The sequence below is a fragment of the Burkholderia sp. ABCPW 111 genome, from assembly GCF_000773065.1.
GTDB lineage: Bacteria > Pseudomonadota > Gammaproteobacteria > Burkholderiales > Burkholderiaceae > Burkholderia > Burkholderia savannae.
Genome location: NZ_JPWT01000072.1, coordinates 17489 through 42753, shown reverse-complemented (window position 1 = coordinate 42753; position 25265 = coordinate 17489). Strand labels below are relative to the sequence as shown.

Genomic DNA, 25265 nt, shown 5'->3' with positions numbered 1-25265 from the left:
ATGCGGCGCCTCGCGATCGTCTATCGTCTCGGCATCAAGGAACTGTGGAGCCTCGTGCGCGACCCGATCCTGCTCGTGCTGATCGCCTACACGTTCACCGCATCGATCTACTCGGCCGCGACCGCGCGCCCCGACACGCTGCACATGGCGCCGATCGCGATCATCGACGAGGACGCGTCGCCGCTGTCCGCGCGGATCGCATCGGCGCTCTTCCCGCCGCAGTTCGCGCTGCCGAAGATGGTGACGCTCGCTGAAGCCGACCGCGGAATGGACGCGGGCGACTTCACGTTCGCGCTCGACATCCCGCCGAACTTCCAGCGCGACGTGCTCGCGGGCCGGCCCGCGCAGATCCAGCTGAACGTCGACGCGACGCGGATGAGCCAGGCGTTCACGGGCAACGGCTACGTGCAGCAGATCGTGAGCGGCGAGATCGACGATTTCGCGCGCCGCTACCGGAGCAGCGCGGCGCCGCCCGTCGACATCGCGATGCACATGCGCTTCAATCCGAACCTCGATCAGACATGGTTCGGCTCGCTGATGGAAGTGATCAACAACGTGACGCTGCTGTCGATGGTGCTCACGGGCGCCGCGTTGATCCGCGAGCGCGAGCACGGGACGATCGAGCACCTGCTCGTGATGCCGGTGACGCCGGGCGAGATCATGATGGCGAAGGTGTGGTCGATGGGGCTCGTCGTCGCGTGCGCGGCGGTGTTTTCGCTGACGTTCGTCGTGCGCGGCGCGCTGCATGTGCCGATCGAGGGTTCGGTCGCGCTGTTCGTCGTCGGGATGGCGATTCACCTGTTCGCGACGACGTCGATGGGCATATTTCTCGCGACGCTCGTGCGCAGCATGCCGCAGTTCGGCATGCTGCTCGTGCTGGTGCTGCTGCCGCTGCAATTGCTGTCGGGCAGCCTGACGCCGCGCGAGAGCATGCCGTTCGCGGTGCAGAACATCATGCTCGCCGCGCCGACGACGCACTTCGTCGAGATCGGGCAAGCGATTCTCTATCGCGGCGCGGGAATCGAGACGGTTTGGCGGCCGTTTCTGATTCTGGCGGTGATCGGAACGGTGTTGTTTTTGCTGTCGTTGAAGCGGTTCAGGAAGACGATCGGGCAGATGGCTTAGGCGGGCCGGCGAACGGTCGCGGGCACGCTTCACCGCGTCAGCCCCGTTGCCCAAATCGCCCTGTTGACAAGCAGGCGCCAAACGGGCGTCCGTCAGGTCGTGCAGTCACATGATCCTCACGCGAGCGAAGTAACGGCCATCCGAACGTGTCGGGGGTGACGTCGATGTCGCACGTCCGATAGCGAGAATGCATGTCGCCGAATCTCGAAGACTCGGGGCCACGGCAGCGCCGGTGTGCGTCGCCGGCGGCATCAGCGGACAAACTCCCCCGCGAAAACTAGCAGCGTTGATCGGCGAACGCGCGGTCGACCGCAACCGCGAGCATCATGGCGGCGGCATTGGCCGGAGGCGGCTTGACCTTTGCGGGGCGAAAGATCGCATCGCCCGCGGCGACCGGCTGTCCGCTCAGCGCGCATATCCCAGATTGTTTGGCGGTGACAAGGCGCCAAACCTGCTCGCCGTACTTGCAATCTTGCGGATCGCTCCACGAGACCGTGGCGGCTCGCGGGCTGATTCGATCGAGCAGAGCGATCACAACGGCGCCGCGACCAGTCGACAGGCGGTGCTCGCCATGGGAACCGACCAGGCGCCTGACGCGAGCCGTCAGTTGGTCCGCGTGCCCGGCGTCAAGCAGGCTGACAGCGCGCTGCCATGCGGTGTCGTCCGTCACGTACTGCTCCATGCCAGTGCTCCTGTCAAAAGCGGGGCGGCCTTCAGCTCAGCCGTATCTTCGGCTGCACGAGGCCGTTGATCCGCTCCGCCGCCCATAGCAATGTGGATTTGCCGAAGCCGTGCAACGCCTGCTGATGTTGGCGATAAAGCATGGCGTGACTCAGTTGCGCGAATCGGCCCTTGATGAACCCGCCACGGAAGAAACCGAACTGCCCGAGCGTCCCGAAAGCGTTGTAGTCGCTCAGCGACACGAGCGCGCCGAAGTCGCGAAACGCAAAGTCGGGCAGCGAGCCGGAGCCTAGCCATCCCGGTATGTGCTTCGCGAGAAACTGTGCCTGTTGCGTGGCGACCTGCGCGGTTGGCGCGAGAGGCCGCTCATTGCCCGCGAGCGTCAAAGTGGAGCAATCGCCGAGAACGAATATTTTGTCGTCGTCCAGCGCCTGTAGCGTCGGCCTGACGCTGATCTGGTTGGACCGATTCGCCGTGATTCCATCCAGCTTGCCCAGAAAATCAGGCGCCTTGACGCCCGCCGCCCAAACCATCAAATCGGCCGGCTGCCTGCTACCGTCGCCAAGCCGGAATCCATCCGGCTCGGCTGCGGTCACGCGCGTGCCCGTTCGTACCGTGAAGCCGATATGTCGCAGCTGCGCCTCGCTGGATTCCGATACCGCCGGTGGAAATGCCGCCAGTATGCGCGGCGCGCTTTCATAAAGCGTGAGGTTCAGGCGTGCGCGGATGCCCGGGTCGCCATAACTCGCGGCCACTTCGAGCAAGCGGCTCAGTTCCGCCGCCAACTCGACTCCGGTCGCCCCGGCGCCGACAATCGATACGCGCAACGAGCCATTCGTCACGACGCTCTGGAATACGCGAATGCGCAATGCTTCGTTGAAGATTTCAGCCTGCGCCTGACTGTCGATGAAATGGCAATGCTCGAGTACGCCCGGGGTGCCGAAATCGTTGGCACGGCTGCCCAGCGCGAGAATCAGCACGTCGTATTCGACCGTGCGCGGGCCGACGACGACTTCGCCGGATGGCGCTCTGAGTTCGGCCAGCTTCACGACGCGCGCATTGCGGTCCAGACCGTCCATTTCGCCGGGCTGGTAGTCGAACCCGTGATCGCGGGCGTGGGCGAGATAGATGACCTGCTGTTGCTGAACGTCGCGCGTGCCGGCCGCGATGGTGTGCAGCATGGGCTTCCAGATGTGCGTGGCGCTTTTGTCGATGAGCGTGACGCGAGCGCGGCCGCTGCGGCCGAGCGTGTCGCCCAGCCGGGTCGCAAGCAGAAGCCCGGCGATGCCCCCGCCGACGATGACGATTCGGGTGGCTTGACTCATGGTCACATATTCTACAAGTGATGAATTAACGCGATACTACGGGCTCGAGGGGCTCGTGTCAAACATGGCGCCGCGCTCACGCGCGGGAGCACACCGGTTAAACTTTCGAACTTTCCCTGAACACGATCCACCGCCGCTGATGAAACGTTCGAACGACACCGCCGCGCCCGGCACGACGATTTCCACGCCGCGCCGCACGCGCGGTCGTCCGGCCTGCAGCGACGCGGGCGGTGCCGAGGCACTGCTTCGCAGTGCGCGCGCGGCGTTCGCGAAGAGCGGCTACGAGGCGACCAGCGTGCGCGAAATTGCCCGGCTGTCGGGCGTGGACCCCGCGCTCGTCGCGCATCATTTCGGATCGAAGGAAGCATTGTGGGTCGCCGTCGTGGGCCAGATCGCCGACGAAGCCGCGCCGATGATCGCCAGCACCGCCGCGTTGCGCGCGACGCCCGGGCTAGGGCCGCGAGAGCGCGTCGAGGCGGCGGTGTCGCTCCTGATTGATCAGGTGTTTCTCACGCCGGACGTGGGCATGTTTTTTTCGACTGCCGCAACTGAAACGGGAGAGCGCCTCGATGTCCTGATTGAGCGCTTGGTGCGGCCATTTCATGACGTGTTCGTGCCGCTGCTCGTCGATGCGATCGATGCTGGCCAGGTGCCGCGGCAGGACCCCGAGATCATGTTCCTGCTGCTCGCCAACGGCATCAGCAAAACCGTCGCGTACAGCCATGCGCTGAGCCCGTTTTCGGCGTTGCCGCGGCGCCCCAAGGAATTCAAGCGCGCCGTCCTGACGTCGGCTTTAGCCGCGCTCGGCTGAACTGCCCTGCCGCGGCCGAGCACCGACGGGCACCATTTGATCGGCAGCCCGCCCGTCTCCTGCATTCGGCGTCAATGGAACGTTCGTTTATCGCGTGAACGCCCGACGGGGGGATAGGGAAGAGAGACCATCCGAGCCCCGCCCGGCCTTTCCCCGATAACGAGCAGACAACGCTTGTCAAACAACGCGGCTTCCGTGGAGTGAGCCTTCATCGATGCCGCCCTCCGCAAGCGGCGCGAGCAGCGCCGAATCATGCCCATTGGGGTCGCGGTAAACATGCGGTGGAGCGGCCCTTCGGATATTGCCCTCGGGCGACCGAGTCCGGCCGACAAGCGGGCATCCATTTCCCTACGCATCCGAGAAGCGCGTCGAACGCTTGAGCCAAGACAGCGCCTGCCCAATGGCCCGGCTTGCCTCGGCATGGCTCGGCGCATCCAACGGCCGCCCGGCGCGACGCTTGCCGAAGCCCGCGTATCACCTAGACTTCGTCATATAGGCCTCGAACAACGAGCCTATCTCGCACGCGGCTTGCCGGGCAACACGCCATCGAAGTCATGGGGTCCGACGCGGATGCCCGGGCGTCCCCTGACAGAGGTCATCATGAGACGAATCTATTTCCTGCTGCCCGACGCGGACACGGCACGGGTGATCGTCGACGAACTATTGGTCAAGCGCATCGAATGGCGGCACATCCATGTCGTCGCGAATGATCAGGTTCCGCTGGAGAATCTGCCCGAAGCGTCGATCGCGCAAAGCAGCGATCTGCTGCCCGCGCTCGCTCGTGGAACCGCTGCCGGCGGCGTCACGGGCGCGCTCGCCGGATTGGCCGCGATCGCATTTCCGCCCGCCGGCCTCACGATCGCGGGCGGCGCCGTGGTCGCGTTCGCGATCGCCGGGGCGGGATTCGGCGCGTGGGTCGGCACGATGATCGGCGTGAGCGTGCCGAACACCCGGCTCAGACACTTCGAGGACGCCGTCGAGAAAGGCGAATTGCTGATGATGATCGACGTGCACCGCGATCGCGTCGAGGAGATCGAGGCGTTGATCAAGCAGCATCACCCGGACGCCCATTTGGAAGGGACCGATCCGACTATTCCGGCGTTTCCGTGATACGACGCGTGACGCTTCGGCGACGAGCCGATAATCGCGCCGGAGCAAGCGGCGCGTGTCGGCGACAGCCGCGCCGCGGCTCGTGAGCAACGGGCGGGCGCGCGTCGCCTTTCATCGCGATCAGTACTGAATAGAACGGCCTAGCGAGAATCCGCCTGAGATGCGAAGCGCGAGAAATTCAATCGCAGAAATCGCACGACGACATACCATGCTCCCGTGAAAATCGGGGCGTCGGGTCGCGCCTCGTCAATGACGGCGCAATCGCCGTCCGCAGCCGGAAGGATGCGGTATTGCACGCCGCTTTGCGAGAAGGTCTTCGGCATGCCCTCCCATGCCCGACGAATGCCGCGCATCAGTTCCTCGAAATCCGACGGCGCGACTTCGTCCGCCGAAACTGTGGTCCACGCTTCCTCATACTGAACATGGTCCGTGTTCCGGGCATCCGGGACGACGTCGATCTCCCACCCCATCGATTTTGTGAAAGAAAGCGCGTCGCGCAATCGTTTCTCGAACGCCGCGTGACTTACCCCGTAAAACGCCAGCGTGCGCTGGTCGACATGGATTTTTATTTGGCTCATGTTTTTCTAATTGAACGTCAGCAATATCGGCGAGCAGCGCCGATTCGTCACACCCTCGTACAGGACTCGAACGCCTGCCGCGCGAGCGGCCGTCGTCGCCCCGGATTGGCAAGCGGCGCATGACGCGACGCGCATCTCGATGCGCGGCCGTCACCCGATCATTCTATTTCCTTTTCTGTCGCGATTCCGGCACGATCGAATGCCCGCCAAACGCGTGCGGCCTCGATTCCCATCCTGTCTTCTCGTCCCGATGCGGCACGTGCGCGAGAAACGCCCCGGCTCGCGTCACAACCACGGCAAGACGAAACGTAAGCTCCGTGGCGATGCGCGATCCGCTCGGCGCAAGCGGCCCCGCCGCCCGCGCCCCTTTGCATCACTCGCCGGTCAACACGATCCGCCCGTCGACCTTCCCTTCCCGCAGCGCCGAGAACACGCTGTTGATGTTCTCGAGCCTGTCGCGATGGATATGCGCGCGCACGAGCCCCTCGGCCGCGAAATCGAGCGACTCCTGCAAATCGCGCCGCGTGCCGACGATCGAGCCGCGCACCGTGATCCCGTTGAGCACCGTAGAGAAGATCGGCAGCGGAAAATCGCCCGGCGGCAATCCGTTCAGCGAGATCGTCCCACCGCGCCGCACCATCCCGAGCGCCTGCGCGAACGCGCCGCGCGACACGGCCGTCACGAGCACGCCGTGCACGCCGCCGATCTCCTTCTGGATCACCGCGGCGGGATCGTCCTTCGACGCGTCGACGACGAACGCCGCGCCCAGCTTGCGCGCGAGCTCGAGTTTCTCCGGCGCGACGTCGACCGCGACGACGTGCAGCCCCATCGCCTTCGCATACTGCACCGCGACGTGCCCGAGCCCGCCGACTCCCGAGATCGCGATCCACTGGCCGGGGCGCGTGTCGGTCACGCGAATGCCCTTGTAGACGGTCACGCCCGCGCAGAGGATCGGCGCGATCTCGTCGAACGCGACGTTGCTCGGCAGATGGCCGACGTAGTTCGGATCGGCGAGCACGTATTCCGCGTAGCTGCCGTTCACTGAATAGCCGGTGTTCTGCTGCTCGTGGCACAGCGTCTCCCAACCGGTCTGGCAATACTCGCAATGGCCGCACGCGGTGTAGAGCCAGGGCACGCCGACGCGATCGCCTTCCTTCACGTGCTTGACGCCCTCTCCGACCGCCGCGACGAAGCCGACGCCCTCGTGCCCCGGAATGAACGGCAGCGTCGGCTTGACGGGCCAGTCGCCGTCGGCCGCGTGCAGATCGGTGTGGCACACGCCCGATGCCTTGATGTTCACGAGAATCTGGCCCGGTGCCGGCGTCGGCACCGGGACTTCCTCGATGCGAAGCGGTTCGCCGAATGCGTGCACCACCGCGGCTTTCATGTATTGCGCCATCTGTCGCTCCTGGTTGGTTCGATGCCCGATCGAGTATCGATCACGCACGGCGCCGGTCATTGACGTGCGTCAACCGCGCTCGGCGCGTCGCGCGGTTCCGTTGACGATTCGCTTGCGTTGCGCGGCGCCGCGGCATGTCGGGTGCGCGCGGCGCATGAGTCGGCGCATGAGTCGGCGCGTGGGTCGGTGCGTGGGTCGGTGCGTGAGTCGGTGCATGAGTCGGTGCATGAGTCGGCGCGTGGGTCGGTGCATGAGTCGGTGCGTGAATCGGCGCGTGAATCGGTGTGTGGGTCGGTGCGTGGGTCGCCGCATGAGTCGCCGCACAAGTCGGCTCGCGAATCGGCGCACCAATCGGCTCGCGGTTCCGCTCACGATTCGCCGCTTGCGCGGCCGTTCGCCGCGGATGCGATCGATTCGCCGCACGCGCGGGTATCGAAACCGTTCGGCCGTGCGTCGCCGACGAGCGCGAGCGCGCGGCAGCACGATGCCGAGCGTGCGATCCGGCGACGATCACACCGGATACGCGCCGAGTTCGACGGCTGCGAAGCCGGCCTTGCCGAGTCGCGCGACGTCACGCCGTGAGCATTTCCGCACTCGCATCGCGCGCGTCGCCAACTCGACGATATCCGCCGTGATCTCGCCCCGCCGCGCGATCCGATACGCTTGCAGCAGCTCGCCGAGCGTGCGCTCGACCGATTCGCGCGCGGCGATCATCGCGCGCGTGCGCGCCTATCGTCGAGACGCACGCGTGCGGCATCGCCGCGTCCGGCTCCGCGCGACTCGTTCGCGTCCCCATTCAAAGCGCGCTCGCCGCCAACTCGACGATATCCGCCGTGATCTCGTCCTGCCGCGCGATCCGATACGCCTGCAGCAGCTCGCCGAGCGTACGCTCGACCGATTCGCGCGCGGCGATCATCGCGCGCGTGCGCGCCTCGTTCTCCGCCGCGAACGCGAGCATCGCCGCTTCGCACAGCTCGACGAACACGTACGCCTGCGCGAGCTCCGCGAGCAGCGCCGCGGGCGGCAGATGCACGAGCGGCGGCTGCGCGCGCGGCGCGCTGTCGAAGCGCGCGTAGTCGAACGGCAGCAGGCGGCGCTCGATCACGTCGAGCCGCTGCGCGGCGCCCGGCATCGCGTGGACGATCGACACCGGCTGCGCGCCGCGCTCGGCGAGATGCGCGTAGAGCGCATCGGTGATCCGGTTCGCGAGGTGCACGACGTCGTCCGCGTGCGACGCCATCGGCGTGCTCCAGACGAGCGGCACGCCGCCCGCCTCGGCGAGCATCGCGCCGCGCGTGCCGACCATCATGTATTCGCGCGACGCGGCCCCGTCGGGCCGCGTCGCATATTCGATCATCTGCGCGTTGTATGCGCCGACGAATCCCTGCTCGCTGCACATCACGATCACGAGCCGCGCGTTCGGCGCGGCCCGGCGGGCGGGCGCGGCGTCACGCGAGGGCGCGCCGGCCGACAGCGCGTCGCCGATCGCCGCGCCGACCGTCGCCGCCGACGCGCGGATTCCCGGCAAGCGCTGCTGCGCCTCGTGCGCGCGCGCGGCGGCGACGCCCCGCATCGCGCCGATCACCGTCTGCAGTTGGCGCGCGGTGTCGGTGCGCGCTTCGATCGCGGCAAGCTTGTCGCTCATCGCTTGCGCGCCGCGTCGGCTTCGGCGTCGCGCGGCGGCGCAGGTTCGGCGCGCGCCGCGTCGGCAGGCGCATCGCGGCCGCTCCCCAGTTCGCCGTCGTCGCCGCGGAGCCCGCCGCCCATGTCGCCCGCCGCGTCTTCCGAACGCATATGCCCCGCCGCGAGATGCGCGGCGTCAGCCGCGATCCGTTCGAGCAGCTCGCCGACCGATTCCACGAGCGTCGCGAGCGCCGCGTCGTCCGCGAGCCAGTCGCGCGGCGGCGCGCCCGCCGGCGTCAGCGCCGCGATCCGCGCGTCGAGCCACGACGGCAGCCGCTCGCGCAACGGCGCGATGCGATCCGGCGGCATCGTGTCGAGCGCGCCTGCCGCGAGCGCCTTCAGCAGCACCACTTCGTCGAGCGTGCGCAGCGCGCGAAAGCGCGGCTGCGTGATCGACGCGCGAATCCGCTCGCCGCGCGTGATCTGCGCGCGCAGCCGCGCGTCGGTAAGCCCGCCGAAGCGCGTGAACGCCTCCAGCTCGAGGAATTGCGCGTAGTCGAGCCGCAGGCGGCCCGATGCGCCGCGCAGCGCCGGATGCTGCGCCTTGCCGCCGACGCGGCTCACGCTCAGCCCGACGTCGACGGCCGGCCGCTGGTTCGCCGCGAACAGCGCCGAATCGAGCACGATCTGCCCGTCGGTGATCGAAATCAGGTTGGTCGGAATATACGCGGCGAGGTTGCCCGCGTCGGTCTCCGCGATCGGCAGCGCGGACAGCGACCCGCCGCCGAGCTTCGCCGACAGCTTCGCCGCGCGTTCGAGCAGGCGCGCGTGCACGTAGAAGATGTCGCCGGGGTACGCCTCGCGGCCGGGCGGCTCGCGCGTGAGGAGCGCGAGCTCGCGGTGCGTCGCCGCGTGCTTCGTCAGATCGTCGACGACGACGAGCGCGTGCTGCCCCCGGTCGCGGAAATACTCGGCGATCGAAAAGCCCGCGAACGGCGCGATCCATTGCAGCCCCGGCGCGGACGCGGCCGGCGCGACGACGAAGATGCAGCGCTCGGGCGCGCCGTAGCGGCGCACCGCGTCGATCACGCGCTGCACCGCGCTCGCGCGCTGGCCGATCGCCACGTACACGCAGATCACGTCCGAGTGCCGCTGGTTGACGATCGCGTCGATCGCGAGCGAAGTCTTGCCGGTCGCGCGATCGCCGATGATCAGCTCGCGCTGGCCGCGCCCGATCGTGAAGAGCGCGTCGACGATCAGCACGCCGGTGTCGAGCGGCTCGCTCACGAGATCGCGCTCGATGATCGCGGGCGCGGCGCGTTCGATCGGCAGCGTGCCGGCCGCGCCGAGCGGCGCGCCGTCGTCGAGCGGGCGGCCGAGCGGATCGACGACGCGCCCGAGCAGCTGCGGCCCGACCGGCACTTCGAGCACCGCGCCCGTGCGCGCGACGGCCGCCTGCGCCTCGACGCTCGCATCCGGATCGAGCAGCACGACGCTGATCAGATCCTCGTCGAGCGTGTGCGCGAAACCCGTGACGCCGCCGTCGAAGCGCAGCACTTCGTTGAGCATCGCGTCCTCGAGGCCGGACACGAACGCGATCCCGTCCGCGACGCGCTCGACCCGCCCGACTGCCTGCGCGACGGGCGCGAGCGACACGCGCGCGAGCGCGTCGCGGCGGCGCGCGAGCCAGCCCGCCTCGGTTGCGTCAATGGTTTGCGTCATCGTCGTTCAGCAACGCCGCCTCGATGGTCGCGAGATCCTGGCGCAGGCTGTTGCGCACGTTCGCGTATTTCGATTCGAGCTCGAGCCCCGCGATCAGCGCTGGATCGACGCGCACGTCGGCCTCGAGCGGCCGCCCGACGCTCGCCGCGAACGCCGCGCGGCACGCGGCCGCCTCCTGCGAGGTCAGCGCGCGCGGCGCGACGAGCCGCACTTGCGCGTCGTTCGCGGCGAGCGACGCGCGCACGTCGGCCGGCAGTCGCGCGAGCGATGCCGCCACGCCGTCGACGAAGCCCGCGACGCGCGCGCTGTCCGGCAGCCGCGCGAGCAGCTTCGCGGCGATGTCGACGGCGAGGCGCGTCGCGCGCGCGTCGAGCTCCTTCGCGCGCTGCGCGGCGTCGGCTTGCGCCTGCGTGCGCGCCGCTTCACGCAGCGCCAGCGCGTCGGCGCGCGCGGCCTCGATCAGGCGCTCGCGCTCGGCGCCCGCCTGCGCGAGCGCGTCCTTCAACGCGTCGTCGCGCGCCGCGGCGAGCGACGCGCGCTCGGCGCGCGCCCGTTCGTGCTCGGCGCGCGCGGCGTCGCGCTCGTGCGCCGCGTCGTCGATCAGCTTGCGCGCGGCGGCCTGGCGCTTCGCGATGATGTCGCTGACGGGCCGAAACAGGAAGCGCGACAGCAGCCACACGAGCACGACGACGTTGACCGCCTGCAGCGCGAGCGTGGACCAGTCGATTCGCATCGCCGTCTCCCCGTCACTTGACGAACGGATTCGCGAACAGCAGCAGCAGCGCGACGACGAGGCAGTAGATCGCCATCGTCTCGATCATCGCGAGCCCGACGAACAGCGTGCGCGACACGGTGCCGGACGCATCCGGCTGCCGCGCGATCGCGTCCATCGCCGCGCCGACCGCGCGCCCTTCCGCGAGCGCGGGACCGATCGCGCCGAACGACACCGCGAGCGCGGCCGCCGCGATGCTGACCACTTCGATGAGATTGTTCATGAGTTCTCCTGCCCGCGCCGCGGCGCGGAAGTTTCTTCACCGGACACGGCCGCGCCGATGAACACCATCGACAGCACCATGAAGATGTACGCCTGCACGGTGCCCGTCAGCAGATCGAGCGCCATCAGCGGAATCGGCACGAACAGACCGGCGAGCGACAGCACGATGCCGATCACGAACACGCCGCTCATCACGTTGCCGAACAGGCGCACGATCAGCGAGAACGTGCGCGTCAGCTGCTCGACGACGTTCAGCGGAATCATCACCCAGGTCGGCTCGGCGAACGTCGCGAGATAGCCGCGCAGGCCGCGCACGCGCACGCCGTAATAGAGCGTCGCGGCGAGCACGACGAGCGCGAGCGCGGCGTCGGTCTCCAGATGCGCGGTCGGCGGCTCGACGCCCGGCACGAGCGACGCGCTGTTCGCGCAGAACACGAGCGCGAAGATCGTGCCGATCAACGCGCGGTAGCGCGCGGGCGGCGTCTGCATCGTGTCGGCGATCTGCGCGTCGATCGTCGCGACGAACAGCTCGAGCACGCTTTGCAGCCGCGACGGCGCGTCGACGCTCAGCCGCCTGCGCGCGACGAGCGCGAGCGCGACGAGCAGCGCCATGATCGCCCACGTCGCGAGCACGGGCTCCGAGATGCCGACGGGGCCGATCGAGAACACCGGCACGGTCGACAGCGGCGACGCGTTCATCGTCACGCTCCCGTCAGCGCGTGCGCGCGGCGCACCGCGATCGAGCGCGCGGCGAGGAAGCCCGCCGAGCCCGCGACAAGCATGCCTGCGCCCGCGCGCGCGAGCACGACGAGCACCGCGACCGCGAGCGCGATCCGCAGAAGCTGCAGCGCGAGCGCCGCGCCCGCGCGGCCCGCGACGAACAAGCGGCTGTTCCAGCCGAGCGACACGAAGTGGCACGCGCCCGCCGCGAGCCCCGCTGCAAGCCCGATCGCGACGGCGACGCCGTCGAATGACGCGCGCGCGGCTTCCCACATTTCAATCATCGCGATCTCCTTCTTGTTGAGTTTTCATCCAGCGCCATGCGAGCCAGAAACCGAGCGCCGCGCCGAACATCAAGAGCGGCGCGGAAAAAAACACGCGCGACGCGAACGCGCGGTCGAGCCAGCGGCCGAGCGCGAGCGCGGCGAGCGTCGGCGCGAGGATCGTCCAGCCGAGCACGCCGATCTGCGCGAGGCGCCGGCCGAGCGACGGCTCCGGATCGCGCGCGCCGCGCGCCGCGCGCTTCGCGGCCGTGCGCGCCGCCTGTTCGACGCGGTCGGCGGCGGGCGTTCGCGCCGTGCCGGCGGGCGGCGGCGCGTCGCGCTTCGACACGTCCCGCGCGGCGGGCGGCCCGGCGCGCTTCGCATCGTCTCCCGCCGCGGACGCCGCCGCGGGCTTCGCGCCGGCACGGGCATCCGCTCCCGCGTCGCGCTTCGCATCGGCCGGGCGAGGCTTCGTCATTCGAGCGTCTCCGGCTTGAGCGGCGCATGCATGCCGTCCTTCGCATGCTCGGGCCGCAGATACGTGAGGAGCCGCCGCATCGCCTGCGCGTGCAGCCGCGTCTCGTCGACCCGCGCGCGGCGCTTCTCGTCGAGCTGCGCCGCGCGCACGCCGCGCACGATCGCGTCGAGCTCGGCGAGCGACTCGCCGAGCACCGCCTCGCGGCACGCGATCTCGATCCGCGAGCCGCGCGTCACGCGCAGCACGCCGCCGTCGATCGCCGCGTAATGCGTGACGTCATGCGTCGCGCTGCTGCGCGTGTCGGCGGCGGTGCGCCAGCGCACGACCGACGCGCGCAGCAGCGTGACGAAGTCGACGTGGCCCGCGCGGATGCCGAACGAGCCGCTCGCGTCCTCGGCGCGCAGCGACACGATCGGCAAATCGTCGACGCACACGCGCGCAGGCGTCGCGATCACGAGGCGCAGCTCAGCGGGCATGTGGCGCTCCTTGCGGCGCGTCGGGGCCGGGTGCGGGCGCGCGCGTCTCGGCGGCCTCGCGATCGCTCGCGGCGGCGTTCGTTGTCGCGGCCTTCGCCGCATTCGCCGCATTCGCGCCGCTCGCGCCCGCTTTCTCGCCGCGAGAAGCCGAGGCGCCGCCGTTCTCGCTGTTCTCGCTGTTCTCGCTGTTCGCGCCATTCGTCTCCGTCGAACGCGTTGTGTTCGTCGAACCCGCCAATTCATTCAAACCGATCGCGCCCTGCACGCCGTCCGCGCCATCTGCGCCATCTGCGCCGTTCGTGCCCTTCACGCCATCTGCGCCCTTCGTGCCGCCCGCGCGATGCGCGCCCGCCGCGCCGCTCGCGCCATCGCGCCGCGCGTCCGCGTCGCGCGCGGCCTCTTCCTTGCGCCGCGCGTCGTCGAGCGTGCCGACCATGTACAGCGAGCTCTCGCGCCAATCGTCGCAATCGCCGCGCAGGATCGCGCGGCAGCCGGCGATCGTGTCGGCGATCTCGACCGACGCGCCCGCCTGCCCCGTGAACGCCTCGGTCACCGCGAACGGCTGCGTCAGGAAGCGCTGGAGCCGGCGCGCGCGGCCGACGATGCGCCGATCGTCCGCGCCGAGCTCGTCGATGCCGAGAAGCGCGATCACGTCCTGCAGCTCGCGGTAGTGCTCGATCACGCGGCGCACCTCGATCGCCACCTCGACGTGCCCGTCGCCGACGACGAGCGGATCGAGCAGGATCGACGACGACGCGACCGGATCGATCGCCGGATACATCCCTTCGGCCGCCATCGCGCGCGACAGCACGACCATGCTGTCGACGTGCGCGGCGATCGCGGTGACGGCGGGGTCGGTGAAATCGTCGGCGGGCACGTACACGGCCTCGATCGCCGTCACGGCCGCCCCCTCGACCGACGCGATCCGCTCCTGCAGCGCCGCGACCTCGCTCGCGAGCGTCGGCTGATAGCCGACCCGCGACGGCAACCGCCCGAGCAGGCCCGACACCTCGGCGCCCGCCTGCACGAAGCGAAACACGTTGTCCATCAGGAGCAGCACGTTCTGCGCGCGCTCGTCGCGAAAATGCTCGGCGATCGCGAGCGCGGTGAGCGGCACGCGCCAGCGCGCGCCGGGCGGCTCGTTCATCTGCCCGTAGACGAGCACCGTGCGGCCGAGCACGCCGGAGCCGCGCATGTCGAGCAGCATCTCGTGGCCTTCGCGCGAACGCTCGCCGATGCCCGCGAACACGGAGATCCCGCGATAGCGTTCGACCATCGCATGAATCAGCTCCATCACGAGCACCGTCTTGCCGACGCCCGCGCCGCCGAACATCGCCGCCTTGCCGCCCTGCGCGAGCGGCGCGAGCAGGTCGATCACCTTGATGCCGGTCGCGAACAGCGCGGTCGCGCTCTTCTGCTCGGACAGCGGCGGCGCGCCGCGATGGATCGGCCGCCGCGCGACGCCCGCCGCGAGCGGCGCGCCGTCGTCGCCGGGCTCGCCCGTCACGGTCAACAGACGGCCGAGCACCGCGTCGCCCACCGGCACGCGAATCGGCCCGCCCGTGGCGCGCGCGGCGGCGCCGCGCCTGAGCCCGCCCGTCGGGCCGAGCGCGAGCGCGCGCACCGCGGTGCCGCTCAGGTGCGCATGCACCTCGGCGAGAATCGGCGCGGCGCCGTCGACCGGAATGACGAGCGCGTCGTTCAGCGCGGGCAGCACGCCGCCGTCGAACGCGATGTCGACGACCGCGCCGCGCACCGCGACGACGCGCCCGTCGCGCGCCGCTTGCGCCGCAGTCTCGCCATTCGTCGCATGCAGTTCCGCCACGCTCGCTCCCGCCTGAGTGGTTCGTCGATGGCTTCACCATAACGACGGGCGGCGCCCGCCGGCTGATCTCGGTCAAGAAACGGGAAATCGCCAGATGAAACGATCCATCGCGCGAAGCGAAACGATCCGTGCGAAAACGCGCGGCGGCGACGCGATTGCCGCGGCGTCCGTCATTGATGCAAATCAGATTCCACAGACCTATGCGTGGCTACAGTGGCCGTGTCAGTGATCGTCGACGCATGCGGTCGAAGCGAGCGGCGGGCGGCAACGCCCGCGGCGCGGCTTCGCGCGCGGCCGCCGCATCGGCCGCCGTACTTCGTCATGCCGTCGCCCGCGCAGCGCCAGCCGAAGGAAGCCCGATGGATACACGCCACACCCCCGAACCCGGCGCGCCCGCCGCGCCGCCGCCCGCCCATCCGCCCGCGTCGTACGCGCCGGAAAGCCCGTATCGCATCTTCGATCTCGCGAAGGAGGCGTCGCTCGCGAAGCTGACGTCGGGCCTGTCGCCCGCGTCGCTGCAGCTCGCGCTGTCGGACTGGCTGATTCACCTCGCGGCCGCGCCCGGCAAGCGCGCGGAGCTCGCGACGCTCGCGACGAAGCACGCCGTGCAGCTCGCCGAATACCTGTTCGAAGCGGCGACCGGGCACGCGCCCAACGCGCCCGCGCAACCGTCGCCGGGCGACCGGCGCTTCCGCGCGAACGCATGGCAACTCGAGCCGTTCCGCTTCTGGAATCAGACGTTCCTGCTCGCCGAGCAATGGTGGCGCGCGGCGACCCGCGACGTGCCCGGCGTGTCGCCGCATCATGAGGACGTCGTCGCGTTCACCGCGCGGCAGATGCTCGACATGCTCGCTCCGGCGAACTACGTCGCGACGAATCCGGAAGTCCTGCAGCGCACCGTGCTGTCGTGCGGCGCGAATCTCGCGCAAGGCGCGTGGAATTATCTGGACGACGTCCGCCGCCTTCTGACGAAGCAGCCGCCCGCGGGCGTCGAGCGCTTCCAGGTCGGCAAGGATCTCGCGACGGCACCCGGGCGCGTCGTGTTCCGCAATCACCTGATCGAGCTGCTGCAGTACGGGCCGACGACGCCCGACGTCTACGCGGAGCCCGTCCTGATCGTGCCCGCGTGGATCATGAAGTACTACATCCTCGATCTGTCGCCGCACAACTCGCTCATCCGCTATCTGGTCGACCAGGGGCACACGGTGTTCTGCATCTCGTGGCGCAACGTCGATGCGAGCGATCGCGACCTGAGCATCGACGACTACCGCCGGCTCGGCGTGATGGACGCGCTCGACACGATCGGCAAGATCGTGCCCGGCGCGAAGATTCACGCGACCGGCTACTGCCTCGGCGGCACGCTGCTCGCGCTCGCGGCCGCGGCGATGGCGAACGCGCGCGACGAGCGCCTCGCGTCGATCACGCTGCTCGCCGCGCAGACGGACTTCGCCGAGCCGGGCGAGCTGCAGCTCTTCATCGACGACAGCGAGATCTATTTCCTCGAGAGCATGATGTGGGAGCGGGGGTACCTCGGCGCGCACCAGATGGCGGGATCGTTCCAGCTGCTGATGTCGAACGATCTGATCTGGTCGCGCGTGGTCCACGATTATCTGCTCGGCGAGCGCACGCCGATGATCGATCTGATGGCGTGGAACGCCGATTCGACGCGCATGCCGTACCGGATGCACTCCGAATATCTGCGCCACCTGTTCCTCGACAACGATCTCGCGACCAACCGCTACGTGATCGACGCTCAAACGGTGTCGGTGCACAACATCCGCGCGCCGTTCTTCGCCGTCGGCACCGAGCACGATCACATCGCGCCGTGGCGCTCGGTCTACAAGCTCCACTACCTGACCGACAGCGACGTGACGTTCGTGCTGACGGCGGGCGGCCACAACGCGGGCATCGTCAGCGAGCCGGGCCATCCGAAGCGCCATTACCGGATGAAGCTCACGGCCGCCGACGCGCCGAACATCTCGCCCGACGAATGGCTCGCCGGCGCGACGGACTTCGAGGGCTCGTGGTGGCCCGCGTGGCACAAGTGGCTCGCCGGGCATTCGAGCACGCAGCGCGTCGCGCCGCCGCCGCTCGGCAAGCCGGGCGCGCACGCGCTCGGCGACGCGCCGGGCACCTACGTGTTCCAGAAATAAGGAGCGCCGCGTGGACCGCGAAATCCTGCAGAACCGCCCGTTCGACTCGCTCGCGATCGGCGACAGCGCGTCGGTCGTGCGCATGGCGTCGCGCGACGACATCGACCTGTTCGCCGCGATGTCGGGCGACGTGAACCCCGCGCACCTCGACGCGGCGTTCGCCGCGCACGACCTGTTCGGCCACGTCGTCGTCCACGGAATGTGGACGGGCGCGCTCGTGTCCGCGGTGCTCGGCACGAAGCTGCCAGGGCCGGGCACGATCTATCTCGACCAGACGCTGGAGTTCCGGCATCCGGTCGCGCCGGGCGACACGGTCACGGCCACCGTGACCGTCAAGGAAAAGCGTCCGGAGAAGCGGATCGTGCTGCTCGACACCTGCTGCACGAACCAGGACGGCCAGGTCGTGCTGCGCGGCACCGCCACCGTGATCGCGCCCGACAAGCCGCTCACGTGGGAGCGCGTGCCGGGGCCGGAAGTCGCGGTGCGCCGCCACGACCGCTACGAGACATTCGTGCGCGACGCGCGCGAGCAGCCGCCGCTGCGCACCGCCGTCGTGCATCCGTGCTCGCCCGACGCGATCCGCGCGGCGATCGACGCGCGCGACGAGAACCTGATCGATCCGATCCTGATCGGCCCCGAGGCGAAGATCCGCGCGGCCGCCGAGGCGGCCGGCGTGAATCTCGCGGGCGTGCGGATCGAAGCGGTCGAGCACAGCCACGCGGCCGCCGCGCGCGCGGTCGAGATGGGCGGCGCGGGCCAGGTCGCCGCGCTGATGAAGGGCAGCCTGCACACCGACGAGCTGCTCGCCGCGGTCGTCGGCCCGGCGTCGCTGCTGCGCACCGAGCGGCGCATCAGCCATGTGTATGCGATGGACGTGCCCGCGTATCCGAAGCCGCTCGTCATCACCGACGCGGCGATCAACATCGCGCCGACGCTCGAGCAAAAACGCGACATCTGCCAGAACGCGGTCGACCTGCTGCACGTGCTCGGCGTCGAGCGGCCGCGCGTCGCGGTGCTCGCGGCGGTCGAGACCGTCAACCCGAAGATGCCCTCGACGCTCGACGCGGCCGCGCTCACCGTGATGGCCGCGCGCGGACAGATCGCGGGCGCGATCGTCGACGGGCCGCTCGCGTTCGACAACGCGGTGAGCGCGATCGCCGCGCAGTCGAAGGGCATCGCGTCGCCCGTCGCGGGCGACGCCGACATCCTGCTCGTGCCCGACCTCGAGGCGGGCAACATGCTCGCGAAGCAACTGATGTATTTCGCGGGCGCCGACGGCGCGGGCCTCGTGCTCGGCGCACGGCTGCCCATCATCCTGACGAGCCGCGCGGACAGCCTGCGCGTGCGGATCGCGTCCGCCGCGCTCGCGAAGCTCGTCGCCGAGAGGACGCGCGCCGGCGCGCTCGCGTCATGAGCGAGCCGCTGCTGCTGACGTTCAACGCCGGCTCGTCGACGCTGAAGATCGGCCTCTACAGCGTCGCGAACGGCGAGCCCGCGCCGCTCGGGCGCGGCAAGATCGACTTCAACCGCATGCCGCTCCAGTTCGAATACGCGAACGGCGGCGACGCGCGCACGGTGCCGCTCGCCGCGCCCGTCACCGACGATCTGCACGAGGTGCTCGACGAGGCGCTCAACTGGATCGCCGCGCATCTGTCGCTGCACGAGCTCGTGTCGGTCGGCCATCGCGTCGTGCACGGCGGCGACGCGTTCGACGGCCCGGTGCGCATCGACGATCGCACGCTCGACGCGATCGCGGCGCTCGTGCCGCTCGCGCCGCTGCACCAGCCGCAGAGCGTGCGGCTGATTCGCGCGCTGCGCCGTCTGCGGCCGCATCTGCCGCAGGTCGCGTCGTTCGACACCGCGTTCCACCGCACCCAGTCCGATCTCGTGCGGCGCTTCGCGCTGCCGCGCGCGCTGTTCGACGAAGGGGTCAAGCGCTACGGCTTTCATGGGCTGTCGTACCGGTACGTCGCCGGACGGCTGCGCGAGCGGCACCCGGCGCTCGCGCGCGGCAAGGTCGTGGCCGCGCACCTCGGCAGCGGCGCGAGCCTCTGCGCGCTCGACGCCGGCGTGAGCCGCGACACCAGCATGGGCTTCTCGACGCTCGACGGCATTCCGATGGCCACGCGCTGCGGCGCGCTCGACGCGGGCGTCGTGCTGCATCTGCAGAAGATGCTCGGCCATTCGGTCGACGAGGTCGAGCAGATGCTGTATCACCGCTCCGGCCTGCTCGGCGTGTCCGGCGTGAGCGGCGACGCGCGCGTGCTGCTCGCCGATCCGTCGGCCGGCGCGCGCGACGCGCTCGAGCTGTTCGCATTCCGGATCGCCGGCGAGACCGCGCGGCTCGCGGCGACGCTCGGCGGCCTCGACGCACTCGTGTTCACCGCGGGCATCGGCGAGCATCAGGCCGAGACGCGCGCCGCCGTGTGCGAGCGGCTGCGCTGGCTCGGCGTCGAGCTCGATGCTCACGCGAACGCGCGCAACGCGGAGATCGTCAGCCGCGACGCGAGCCGCGTCGCGGTGCTCGTCGTGCCGACAGACGAGGAGCAGGTGATCGCAACGGATGCGGCATCGGTGTTGCATGCGTGAGCGCTCGGACCGGTCGGGCGGTCCTTCGGGCCTCCCGACCGCTCGATGCGCGTCGTTCCGGGGCGGGCGGCGCGGACCGTCCGCCTGATCCGCCGCGTCGCGCACCGCACGGCTTGCGCTGAGCGTCGCGCGCCACGCGCCGGCGCCGCGGGCGGTGCCTCGGCGATCGGATGCCTCCCGGCTGTCGGGCGAGCGATCGCCCGACGCAGCTGCCACCGGCATCGCCGCAGGTTGCGCCGCGGGTTGCGCCGCAGGTTGTGAATCGGCCCTCTCGCGCTAATGCAAGCGATCGCGTCCGCGCGGCCGGCGGAACCGGGCGTCGGGGCGCAATCGCAACGCACGGTCCGAAGCGAGGATGCAGAAAGAGCGCCGGGCGGGCAGGCGCTACGCGTGCCATCGCCGGCAATGTGAATCGGTCCTCTCACTTTCACGCAAGCGATCGCGTCCGCGCGGCCCGCGAAACCGGGCATCGGGGCGCAATCGCAACGCGCGGCCCGAAGCGAGGATGCCGAAAGGGGCCGGGCGGGCAGGCGCTACGCGTCGACCGTTCCCGGCAATTCCCGATAGATCCGCTCGACGTCCTCCTTCGCGCACAGCGCGGTGCCCGCGTTCAGCAGCGAAGCCGACGCCGCGGCTAGCGCGTAGCGCGACGCATCGGCGACGCTCGCGCCACGGTTGAGCGCCGCGACGAGCCCCGCGACGAAGCTGTCGCCCGCGCCGATCGCACTGCGCACCGCGACCTTCACGCCCGGCAGCCGCACCGCATCGTCGCGCGACACGACGAGCGCGCCGGCGTCGCCGAGCGTCAGCGCGACGATCTGCGCGCGCCCGCTGCCGACGATCGCGCGCGCGGCCGCGAGGCGCGCGGCGTCGTCGTCGAGCGGCAGGCCGGTCAGCGCGCGCAGCTCGCCCAGGCTCGGCTTCACCAGATAGACGCCCGCATCGAGCGCGGCCGCGAGCGCCAGCCCCGACGTATCGACGACCGTGCGCACGCCGCGCGCGTTCGCGAGCCGCGCGAGCCGGCCGTAGCAATCGTCGGGCATTCCGGGCGGCAAGCTGCCGCTCATCACCAGATAGCGCGACGCGTCGGCGAGCCGCGCGAGCGCGTCGACGCAGCGCGGCCATTCGTCGGGCGCGAGCGCCGGGCCCGGCAGCACGAAGCGGAATTCGCGCCCCGTCGATGTTTCGAGCACCGAAAAGTTTTCTCGCGTCTCGCCGGCGACGTCGATGCAGCTCGCGCGCACCCCTTCGTCGGCGAGCAGGCCGCGCAGCGCGCGACCGGTATCGCCGCCCGCGAGATAGAGCGCCGAGCAATCGGCGCCGAGGCGCGTGAGCACGCGCGCGACGTTGATCCCGCCGCCGCCCGGATCGCGCCGCGCCGGCGCGCAGCGCAACTTGCGGGTGTCGGTGATGCGATCGACGGACGTCGCGACGTCGACGGCGGGGTTCGGCGTGATGGTGACGATTTCGGGCATCGTGGCGGTCGGGATGTTCGTGGCGGTTGTGACAAAAGGGTCCGCAACGGAAAGGAAACGGGGTGATCGAACGCGGCGGCGCGCGCCGCGTTGCGCGTGTTCGGTCCGGCGTCGAACCTTCTGCTGCGGAGCAGGTCCGCCGCCGTTGGCCGTTGGCCGTTGGCCGTTGGCCGTTGGCCGTTGGCCGTTGGCCGTTGGCCGTTGGCCGTTGGCCGTTGGCCGTTGGCCGTTGGCCGCTTGCCGCTTGCCGCTTGCCGCTTGCCGCTTGCCGCTTGCCGCTTGCCGCTTGCCGCTTGCCGCTTGCCGCCGATCAGTGTCGGGCGCCGTGCGCGCGATGCGCAAGCGCCGCCCACGCCTACGCGACGCTCAAATGATCGATGACTTCGCGCACGCCCTTGACCGACCACGCAGCACCGCAAGCCGCGCGCCGCTCGATCAGCGAATCGACGGTGCCGGTCAGCGTGACGATGCCGTCGCGCTCGTCGACGTCGATATGCCCGGCCTCGCGCTGCGCGCGCCGCGCGAGCGCATCCGCGACGCGCTCGCGCACGGTCTCGCCCGCGTCGCGCGAGCGCACGTCGATCCTGTTGACGACGCCGATCACGCCGCGCATCCGGCTCACGACCGTCTCGGCCGCCTGACGCTGATAGCCGAACTCGACTTCGCCCGTGAGCGTCACGCAGCCTTCGTCGACGTCGACGTGAAGCTCCTGCCCGGCAAGCCCTTCCTGCCACGCGAGCGCCGACACGATCGCGGCGGCGAGCACTTCGTCGTCGCGGGGCGATTCGCTCGGCAGCACCTTCAGCTCGAGCACGAGCGCCCGCGCGCCCGCGATGCGCTGCGCGGCCTTCTGCGCCGCGTACTTCTGCGCCCAGCTGGGCACGAAGCCGCGCAGCGTCACGATGCGATCGTGCACCGACACGTCGATCTGCCGCGCATCCAGCGACGGGTCCCAATACAGTTCCTGCTCGACATCTTGCCTGAGCGCAGCATCCGATTTCATCGTCGTCTCCTCGCCGACCGGTTTCGATAAGCGGCCGCCCTCGGCGAACAACGCGCGGCGGCGCACGCAAGCCAGCATCGCGCATTGCGCGGCGCGGACCTTGACGCGCGTCAATGAAGGAGAAGTGACAAACGGATGCGCGGCGATGCGGCCGGCCGATACGCTGCGACGCGGGAGACGGCGCGGCTCGCGGCCGGTTCGTCGTTCGGCCGCCGATGGCCATCACGCGAAAAACCGACGAAATGCGCGGGGGAAAAAATGAAACCGCACGAATATGTACGAAGGCGTACGAATACGTACGAATACGCGCGGAAACCGGGAAAAGCACGAGAAACCCGAGACGGCGCGCCGCATCGCGCACGCGCCGCCGCCGGCGCGCCGCGCGTCACTCCAGATAGAACGCGTCCGGCAGCAAGTCGCCCGCGCTCGTCACGCGCACGTCGCCCTTCATGTTCGTCAACACGATTTCGAGCGCCGGCTTGCCGAGCTCGATCATCACCTGCCGGCATGCGCCGCACGGCGCGATCGGCCCGTCCGTCTCGCCGACGACCGCGATCGCCGCGAACTCGCCCGGCCGATAGCCCGCCGCGAGCGCCGAGAACAACGCCGTGCGCTCCGCGCAATTGCACAGCCCGTACGACGCGTTCTCGACGTTGCAGCCGTGGAAGATCTTGCCGTCCTTCGTCGCGAGCGCCGCGCCGACCCTGAAGTTCGAATACGGCGCATAGGCCTTCTCGCGCGCGGCCTTCGCGGCTTCGATCAATGCGTTGTGCGTCATGTCGTGTTACCTCGTTCGATGATTCGATGAGCTGTGATTCGGTTCTCGGGGTGCGATGGTGGTGTTGAGCGTCGCTTGCCGCACGTCGCACGTCGCACGTCGCATGTCGCATGTCGCATGTCGCATGTCGCATGTCGCATGTCGCATGTCGCATGTCGAACGTCGCATGTCGAACGTCGCACGCCGCACGCCGCACGCCGCACGCCGCACGCCAGTCTGCGTCGACGTGCGATTTTATGCCAACGTCCATCGCAGCGCCCCGCACGGCCGGCAGGCTCGATATGCCCGATTCTCCTGAGCCGCCCGATGCTCACGTTGCCTGCGGCGCGTCCGATGTGTGCGCCCCTCGCGCGCGGCCCAATTCGCTCGATTACTCGATCACCGCATAGACGACGCGCGCCTGCGCCGGCTGCTCCGCGCCGATCCGATACGCGCGCCGCACGGCGTCGGCGGCCCGCGCAGCCGCGTCGGGCTCGCGCGCGTGAACGATCGCGATCGGCTGCCCCGCGTCGACGCGCGCGCCCCGCTGCGCGAGCGCGGACAGCCCGACCGCGTAATCCAGCGCGTCGCCGATCTTCGCGCGGCCGCCGCCCAGGCCGACGACCGCGAGCCCGAGCGCGCGCGCGTCGATCCGGTCGATCCAGCCGGCGCGCTCGGCGAGAACCGGCGCGGCGAGCGCCGCGCGCGGCAAATGCAGCTGCGGCCGCTCGATCAGATCGGCGGGCCCGCCGAGCGCCGCGACCATCCGCGCGAAACGCTCGGCGGCCGCGCCCGATTCGAGCGCGACGCGCAACTGCCGGCGCGCGTCGTCCGCGTTCGCGGCGAGCCCGCCCATCGTCAGCATCTGCGCGGCGAGCGCGAAGCTGACCTCGCGCAGCCGCGCGGGGCGCGCCGCGCCCGTCAGGAAGTCGATCGCGCAGCGCACCTCGATCGCGTTGCCCGCGCACGGCGCGAGCGCCTCGTTCATATCGGTGAGCGTCGCGGCCGTCTTCATCCCCGCGCCGTTGCCGACGTCGACGATGCTGCGCGCGAGCTCCGCCGATTTCTCCACGGTCGGCATGAACGCGCCGGTGCCGAGCTTCACGTCCATCGCGAGCGCGTCGACGCCCGCCGCGAGCTTCTTCGACAGGATCGACGCGGTGATCAGCGAGATCGATTCGACGGTCGCCGTCACGTCGCGCACCGCGTAGATCCGCTTGTCGGCGGGTGCGAGCTGCGCGGTCTGGCCGACGATCGCGACGCCGACCTCGCGCACGACGCGCCGCAGCGCGTCGACGGACGGCGCGACGTCGTAGCCGGGAATCGCCTCGAGCTTGTCGAGCGTGCCGCCCGTGTGGCCGAGGCCGCGGCCCGAGATCATCGGCACGCAGCCGCCGCACGCGGCGACCATCGGCCCGATCAGGAGCGACGTCAGATCACCGACGCCGCCCGTCGAATGCTTGTCGACGACGGGACCGTTCAGGCGCTCGCCGCGCCAGTCGAGCACGTCGCCGGAATCGCGCTGCGCGAGCGTCAGCGCGATCCGCGCCGATAGCGGCAGCTCGTTGAAATAGACGGCCATCGCGAACGCGGCGATCTGGCCTTCGGTCACGTCGCCCGTCGTCACGCCGCGCACGAAACGCTCGACGTCGGCCGCGTCGAGCGGCTCGCGGTCGCGCACCTTGCGGATGAATTCCTGCGGCAGGAAAGTCATGACTTGCCCAAGTATTTGATTTTCAACGACACGATCGAATGCATCCCGTACGGCGCTGCGCCCCGCCGCGCGCGTCGGCGTTCCATCCGTTGCCGGGACCGGCAGGCCGGGCGGGAATCTCATGAAGAGCGACGCTATCACGGACGCGCAAGCCGCACACGCAATCCCGACGCGCCGCGAAGGCCCGCTCGATCGGAACGATGCGGGCCCGCGATGGAAGCGATCGCGAATCCGGCTGCGCGGGCAACGGCCGATTCCGGCAGGCGGCGGCGTCCCGCGCGCGTGCATATCGAGGCGATCGAATCGAGTGGCGACCGCTCGCCGCGAGCCGCGAGCCACCGGCCATCGCCATCGCCATCGCCATCGCCACCGCCACCGGCCGCCGGACAGCCGGCAAATTCGGCGCATCACTCTAACCGGGGAATTTCCCGGTCAAGAAAGCGA

24 protein-coding genes and 1 pseudogene are annotated in these 25265 nt (G+C 70.0%); 7 read left to right on the top strand and 18 right to left on the bottom strand.

All coding sequences use genetic code 11. The annotated features are described in order from the left end of the window. On the top strand, nucleotides 1–1125 hold the full coding sequence (locus X946_RS16235; RefSeq protein ID WP_038749354.1) for an ABC transporter permease: 1125 nt from the start codon (nucleotides 1–3) through the stop codon (nucleotides 1123–1125). A gap of 277 nt (nucleotides 1126–1402) precedes the next feature. Here the strand turns inward: X946_RS16235 and X946_RS16230 are convergent, their stop codons facing one another. Both X946_RS16230 and X946_RS16225 read right to left on the bottom strand, forming a co-directional pair. Continuing rightward, complete coding sequence (locus X946_RS16230; protein WP_226383161.1) at nucleotides 1403–1807, bottom strand: DUF3331 domain-containing protein; 405 nt, start codon at nucleotides 1805–1807, stop codon at nucleotides 1403–1405. A gap of 31 nt (nucleotides 1808–1838) precedes the next feature. Beyond that, nucleotides 1839–3131, bottom strand: coding sequence for an NAD(P)/FAD-dependent oxidoreductase (locus X946_RS16225; protein ID WP_038749352.1), 1293 nt, complete (start codon nucleotides 3129–3131; stop codon nucleotides 1839–1841). A gap of 139 nt (nucleotides 3132–3270) precedes the next feature. Here X946_RS16225 and X946_RS16220 point away from each other — a divergent pair, with 139 nt between their 5' ends. Both X946_RS16220 and X946_RS16215 read left to right on the top strand, forming a co-directional pair. Further along, nucleotides 3271–3942 (top strand): TetR/AcrR family transcriptional regulator, encoded by a 672-nt coding sequence (locus X946_RS16220; protein WP_052145105.1) that lies wholly within the window; start codon nucleotides 3271–3273, stop codon nucleotides 3940–3942. A gap of 600 nt (nucleotides 3943–4542) precedes the next feature. Then, complete coding sequence (locus tag X946_RS16215; protein ID WP_038749349.1) at nucleotides 4543–5052, top strand: hypothetical protein; 510 nt, start codon at nucleotides 4543–4545, stop codon at nucleotides 5050–5052. A 140-nt stretch (nucleotides 5053–5192) separates the two neighbouring features. Here X946_RS16215 and X946_RS16210 read toward each other — a convergent pair whose 3' ends face one another. From X946_RS16210 to atpD, 12 genes and pseudogenes are all read right to left on the bottom strand, one after another. Next, nucleotides 5193–5630, bottom strand: a complete 438-nt coding sequence (locus tag X946_RS16210; RefSeq protein WP_038749346.1) for a hypothetical protein — start codon at nucleotides 5628–5630, stop codon at nucleotides 5193–5195. A 373-nt stretch (nucleotides 5631–6003) separates the two neighbouring features. Beyond that, on the bottom strand, nucleotides 6004–7029 hold the full coding sequence (gene adhP, locus X946_RS16205; protein ID WP_038749344.1) for an alcohol dehydrogenase AdhP: 1026 nt from the start codon (nucleotides 7027–7029) through the stop codon (nucleotides 6004–6006). Between the two features lie 510 nt (nucleotides 7030–7539). Beyond that, nucleotides 7540–7743 carry a hypothetical protein gene (locus X946_RS35480; RefSeq protein ID WP_038749342.1) on the bottom strand — a complete coding sequence of 68 codons (204 nt, stop codon included), beginning with the start codon at nucleotides 7741–7743 and terminating at the stop codon, nucleotides 7540–7542. Between the two features lie 82 nt (nucleotides 7744–7825). Beyond that, nucleotides 7826–8674 carry a F0F1 ATP synthase subunit gamma gene (locus X946_RS16195; RefSeq protein ID WP_038749339.1) on the bottom strand — a complete coding sequence of 283 codons (849 nt, stop codon included), beginning with the start codon at nucleotides 8672–8674 and terminating at the stop codon, nucleotides 7826–7828. Next, nucleotides 8671–10374 (bottom strand): F0F1 ATP synthase subunit alpha, encoded by a 1704-nt coding sequence (locus X946_RS16190; protein WP_100185367.1) that lies wholly within the window; start codon nucleotides 10372–10374, stop codon nucleotides 8671–8673. The genes X946_RS16195 and X946_RS16190 overlap by 4 nt, the downstream gene beginning before the upstream one ends. Then, entirely contained in the window at nucleotides 10358–11107 is a 750-nt protein-coding gene (locus X946_RS16185; protein ID WP_038749336.1) for a F0F1 ATP synthase subunit delta, read from the bottom strand. Before X946_RS16185 ends, X946_RS16190 begins: the two co-directional genes overlap by 17 nt. Before the next feature lie 13 nt (nucleotides 11108–11120). Next, the gene (locus tag X946_RS16180) at nucleotides 11121–11369 is read right to left on the bottom strand and encodes a F0F1 ATP synthase subunit C (protein WP_004187193.1); all 249 of its coding nucleotides are present in this window, start codon (nucleotides 11367–11369) and stop codon (nucleotides 11121–11123) included. Further along, nucleotides 11366–12067 (bottom strand): F0F1 ATP synthase subunit A, encoded by a 702-nt coding sequence (locus X946_RS16175; protein WP_038749403.1) that lies wholly within the window; start codon nucleotides 12065–12067, stop codon nucleotides 11366–11368. The genes X946_RS16180 and X946_RS16175 overlap by 4 nt, the downstream gene beginning before the upstream one ends. Before the next feature lie 2 nt (nucleotides 12068–12069). Continuing rightward, nucleotides 12070–12372 carry an N-ATPase subunit AtpR gene (locus tag X946_RS16170; protein WP_038749334.1) on the bottom strand — a complete coding sequence of 101 codons (303 nt, stop codon included), beginning with the start codon at nucleotides 12370–12372 and terminating at the stop codon, nucleotides 12070–12072. Beyond that, nucleotides 12365–12829 carry an AtpZ/AtpI family protein gene (locus tag X946_RS16165; RefSeq protein WP_038749332.1) on the bottom strand — a complete coding sequence of 155 codons (465 nt, stop codon included), beginning with the start codon at nucleotides 12827–12829 and terminating at the stop codon, nucleotides 12365–12367. Before X946_RS16165 ends, X946_RS16170 begins: the two co-directional genes overlap by 8 nt. Further along, a complete protein-coding gene (locus tag X946_RS16160) occupies nucleotides 12826–13305 on the bottom strand; it encodes a F0F1 ATP synthase subunit epsilon (RefSeq protein WP_038749329.1) in 480 nt (159 codons plus the stop codon). Before X946_RS16160 ends, X946_RS16165 begins: the two co-directional genes overlap by 4 nt. A gap of 360 nt (nucleotides 13306–13665) precedes the next feature. Beyond that, nucleotides 13666–15130 (bottom strand): annotated as a pseudogene (gene atpD / locus X946_RS16155) (F0F1 ATP synthase subunit beta); the annotation flags it as partial. Nucleotides 15131–15224: 94 nt separating this feature from the next. Here atpD and X946_RS36565 point away from each other — a divergent pair. From X946_RS36565 to X946_RS16140, 4 genes are all read left to right on the top strand, one after another. Then, the gene (locus tag X946_RS36565; RefSeq protein WP_257789115.1) at nucleotides 15225–15359 is read left to right on the top strand and encodes a hypothetical protein; all 135 of its coding nucleotides are present in this window, start codon (nucleotides 15225–15227) and stop codon (nucleotides 15357–15359) included. Nucleotides 15360–15489: 130 nt separating this feature from the next. Beyond that, nucleotides 15490–17283, top strand: a complete 1794-nt coding sequence (locus X946_RS16150; RefSeq protein ID WP_038749327.1) for a PHA/PHB synthase family protein — start codon at nucleotides 15490–15492, stop codon at nucleotides 17281–17283. A gap of 10 nt (nucleotides 17284–17293) precedes the next feature. Then, nucleotides 17294–18697, top strand: a complete 1404-nt coding sequence (locus X946_RS16145; protein ID WP_038749325.1) for a bifunctional enoyl-CoA hydratase/phosphate acetyltransferase — start codon at nucleotides 17294–17296, stop codon at nucleotides 18695–18697. Further along, nucleotides 18694–19872, top strand: coding sequence for an acetate/propionate family kinase (locus X946_RS16140; RefSeq protein WP_038749322.1), 1179 nt, complete (start codon nucleotides 18694–18696; stop codon nucleotides 19870–19872). Before X946_RS16145 ends, X946_RS16140 begins: the two co-directional genes overlap by 4 nt. A gap of 533 nt (nucleotides 19873–20405) precedes the next feature. Here X946_RS16140 and X946_RS16135 read toward each other — a convergent pair. The 4 genes from X946_RS16135 to deoA all read right to left on the bottom strand — a co-directional run bounded on the left by X946_RS16135 (nucleotide 20406) and on the right by deoA (nucleotide 24821). Then, nucleotides 20406–21347 carry a 1-phosphofructokinase family hexose kinase gene (locus tag X946_RS16135; protein WP_038749320.1) on the bottom strand — a complete coding sequence of 314 codons (942 nt, stop codon included), beginning with the start codon at nucleotides 21345–21347 and terminating at the stop codon, nucleotides 20406–20408. A gap of 355 nt (nucleotides 21348–21702) precedes the next feature. Beyond that, nucleotides 21703–22350: a BON domain-containing protein gene (locus X946_RS16130; RefSeq protein WP_038749398.1), complete on the bottom strand. Its 648-nt coding sequence runs from the start codon at nucleotides 22348–22350 to the stop codon at nucleotides 21703–21705. A 385-nt stretch (nucleotides 22351–22735) separates the two neighbouring features. Continuing rightward, complete coding sequence (locus tag X946_RS16125; RefSeq protein ID WP_038749317.1) at nucleotides 22736–23128, bottom strand: cytidine deaminase; 393 nt, start codon at nucleotides 23126–23128, stop codon at nucleotides 22736–22738. Nucleotides 23129–23498: 370 nt separating this feature from the next. Continuing rightward, nucleotides 23499–24821, bottom strand: a complete 1323-nt coding sequence (gene deoA, locus X946_RS16120) for a thymidine phosphorylase (protein WP_038749315.1) — start codon at nucleotides 24819–24821, stop codon at nucleotides 23499–23501. Nucleotides 24822–25265 lie beyond the last annotated feature (444 nt).